Origin of the sequence: Streptomyces phaeochromogenes (assembly GCF_001418655.1) — a bacterium.
In the GTDB taxonomy this organism is placed as follows: domain Bacteria; phylum Actinomycetota; class Actinomycetes; order Streptomycetales; family Streptomycetaceae; genus Streptomyces; species Streptomyces phaeochromogenes.
The window spans coordinates 1-2,568 of record NZ_LIQZ01000687.1 but is presented as its reverse complement, the minus strand read 5'-3'; the positions used below and the strand labels follow the sequence as shown (position 1 = coordinate 2,568).

Genomic DNA, 2,568 nt, shown 5'->3' with positions numbered 1-2,568 from the left:
GCCGAAGTGAGGGGCTGGTCCGGCGGGCTCGCGGGTGCGGGGGTGGCCGAGGAGACGGGGAGCCGGGTCGCCGGTCCCGGGAGGGCGGCCGTCGGACCGGTGGTGGACACGTTCCCCGAGGTCGGCGCACCGAGGCCCAGGCGCCGGGCCGGGGCGGAGGCGCTCCGCTGCACCGGGCGCGGGCCAGCGCCGGACTGCGTGCTCGGCGGCACCGGCCTGGTGGTGGGGGTGGCGGGTCCACCCCGACCCGGGCCTGGAGCAGCCGAGTTGGCGGAGGGGGTCTTTCCTGCCTGCGAGCCCGGGGCCACCGGGTTGCCGGGGCTGGGCGTCCGGCTGTCGGCAGGGGCCCCGGCGGCCGGACCGACCGGGTGAGTCGCCGCCGGGCCGTCGTGGGCGGGGCCGGCCGTCGGACGAACGGGGCCGGGCGCCGTACCGGCGGAGCCGGTGGTGGCCGGTGTGACGGACGTGCCGCTGGAACTGGCCCTCGCCCGCTGGACGTTGACCGCCGGACTGCCGGAACGGGCCGCCGTGCCACCGGAGTTGGCTGCCGCGTCCCCGGACCCATGTGCCGTTCCGACGGGGGCTGTTGGCGTGCTGCTGGAACTGGTGCGCACCGGTTGGGTGTTGGCAGGAGCACTGCTGGAACGAGGCGCCATTCCACCGGAGTTGGGTGCAGTGTTCCCGGGACCGGTTGCCCTTCCGGTGGGGGCAGTTGGCGTGCCGCTGGAACTGGTCGTCGTCCGTTGGACGTTGACGGCCGGGCTGCTGGAACGGGCCGTAGTGCCGCCGGAGTTGGCCGCCGCGTCCCTGGGACCGGTTGCCGTTCCGGTGGAGGAGGTCGGAGAGCCGCCGGAACCGCTCGTTGTCCGTTGGATGTTGGCAGCCGCGGTGCCGGAACCGGCCGCTGTGCCCCTGGAGTTGGGCGCTGCCTTCCTGGGCCCATCTGCCGTTCCGGCGGCGGAAGTTGGTGTGCCGCGGCGCGCGGCGGGAGCTCGCTGGACGCCGGGCGCCGCGTCCCCGTGCTGCGCCGCACCGCTCGGTCCGGGCGCCGTGCGGCTGGGGCCGTCCCCGGTCCCGCTGGAGCCGGTGGTCGTCGCGGAGGGGCGGATCGGCATGCTGCCGGAGTCGGCCGCCGCCCGCTGGACGCGGACCGCCGCGTTGTCGGTACCGGCGGCCGTCGTGGCAGGACCGGTGGTCGTCGCGGTGGGCTCGGACGGCGTGCCGTTGGGGCTGGTCGGCGTCCGTTGGACGTTGACCACGGCGTTGCCGGGCCTGGCGGGTGCGGGGCCAGGACCGGTGGTTGTTCCGGCGCGTTCAGGGGCCGCGCCACGGGGGTCGGCAGCCGCTCGCTGGACGTCGGCCACCGCCTTGCCGGGCCCGGTGGTGGGCGTGGCGTCCGGGACGGCGGACGCCGCGCTGCTCGCCATACCGGCGGAGGAGGTCACCGCCTCGGTGCCGGCGCCGGTCGGACGGGTGCCGGTCTGGGGTGTCGCGCCGGTGGAACCGGCCGCCCTGTCGGCAGGGTTGGCCGCCGGTGCACCTGGGCGTGTCGCCCGGACGCCGGGGTCGGCCGTCGGACGGACAGGCCCGGGCGCCGGGTTGCCGGAACCCGCCGTGCCCGGAGTGCCGGATGTGCCGCTGGAACCGGCCGTCGCCCGTTGGACGTTGACGGCCGCGCCACCGGAATGAGGCGCCGGGGTGCCGGGCCCGCTCGCCGTAGCGGTGGATCCGGTGGTGGCCGGTGGGCCGGCCGTGCCGCCTGAACCGGCCGCCGACCGTTGGACGTTGACCGCCGGGCCCTCGGAGCGGGGCGCCGGGCTGCCGGAACCGCTCGCCGTACCGCCACGGGACGCCGGGCTGCCACCCGGAGCGGTCGGAGTCGGGTTGCCGGAGGCGGCCGGTGGGCCGGCCACTGGGGGCCGCGCGCCATCGGCCGCCGCCCCCGCGGAGGGCGCGCTCGTGGCCTCCCGGCGGGCAGCGGGCAGCGCCCGTCGCTGCACCGCAGGTGTGGCGGGCGCCCGGGTCAGCGGGCTCGGCCGGTGGGCCCGGGGCGGTACGGGTGTGACCCGGGGGCCCGCCGGGCGGGACGCCGTGACCGGACGCGGCGCGCGCTGTACCGGTACAGGTGCGGTGTCGGCGCGTACGTCGCCGGGGGCCTCGGGCTCCTCGGACCGCACCGGCAGAAGGGTGTGCGAGGGCGGTTCGAGTCCGGAGACGGGCCTCGCCGACGTGGTGAGCGCGTTCCTGACCAGCCCGCCCGGCGCCGCGTCGAGGACGGCGTGGGACAGGGTTCCGGTGAAGGAGGGGTTCTGCCAGGTGCTCAGCCGCCCGCCGAACCCGGAGTCCGCGACACCGGTCCGCCCGACAGCGGCCCGCTGGATCGGCGGCAACCCCACCCAGCCGCCCACCGGGGCCGCCCCGGCCCTCATGGCCGTACCCGAACCCACACCGCTAGGAGACGTGCCCGCACCCTCATGGGAGGAACTGGCCTCCGCTGAAGCCGAGTTCGCTTCGGTGGGCGCCGCCGAACCGCCCCTCAGCCGGTCGAAGAACCCCACCCCTCAGCCC

Annotated in this window: 1 protein-coding gene and 2 pseudogenes; all 3 read left to right on the top strand. The window is 77.6% G+C overall.

Going from position 1 to position 2,568, the window contains the following annotated elements; translation table 11 throughout:
- Window positions 1-372 (top strand): annotated as a pseudogene (locus AOK17_RS51860) (hypothetical protein); the annotation flags it as partial.
- A gap of 75 nt (window positions 373-447) precedes the next feature.
- Window positions 448-1,689, top strand: a complete 1,242-nt coding sequence (locus AOK17_RS51170; RefSeq protein WP_157881566.1) for a hypothetical protein — start codon at window positions 448-450, stop codon at window positions 1,687-1,689.
- A gap of 9 nt (window positions 1,690-1,698) precedes the next feature.
- A pseudogene (locus AOK17_RS51165) lies at window positions 1,699-2,568 on the top strand (hypothetical protein); the annotation flags it as partial.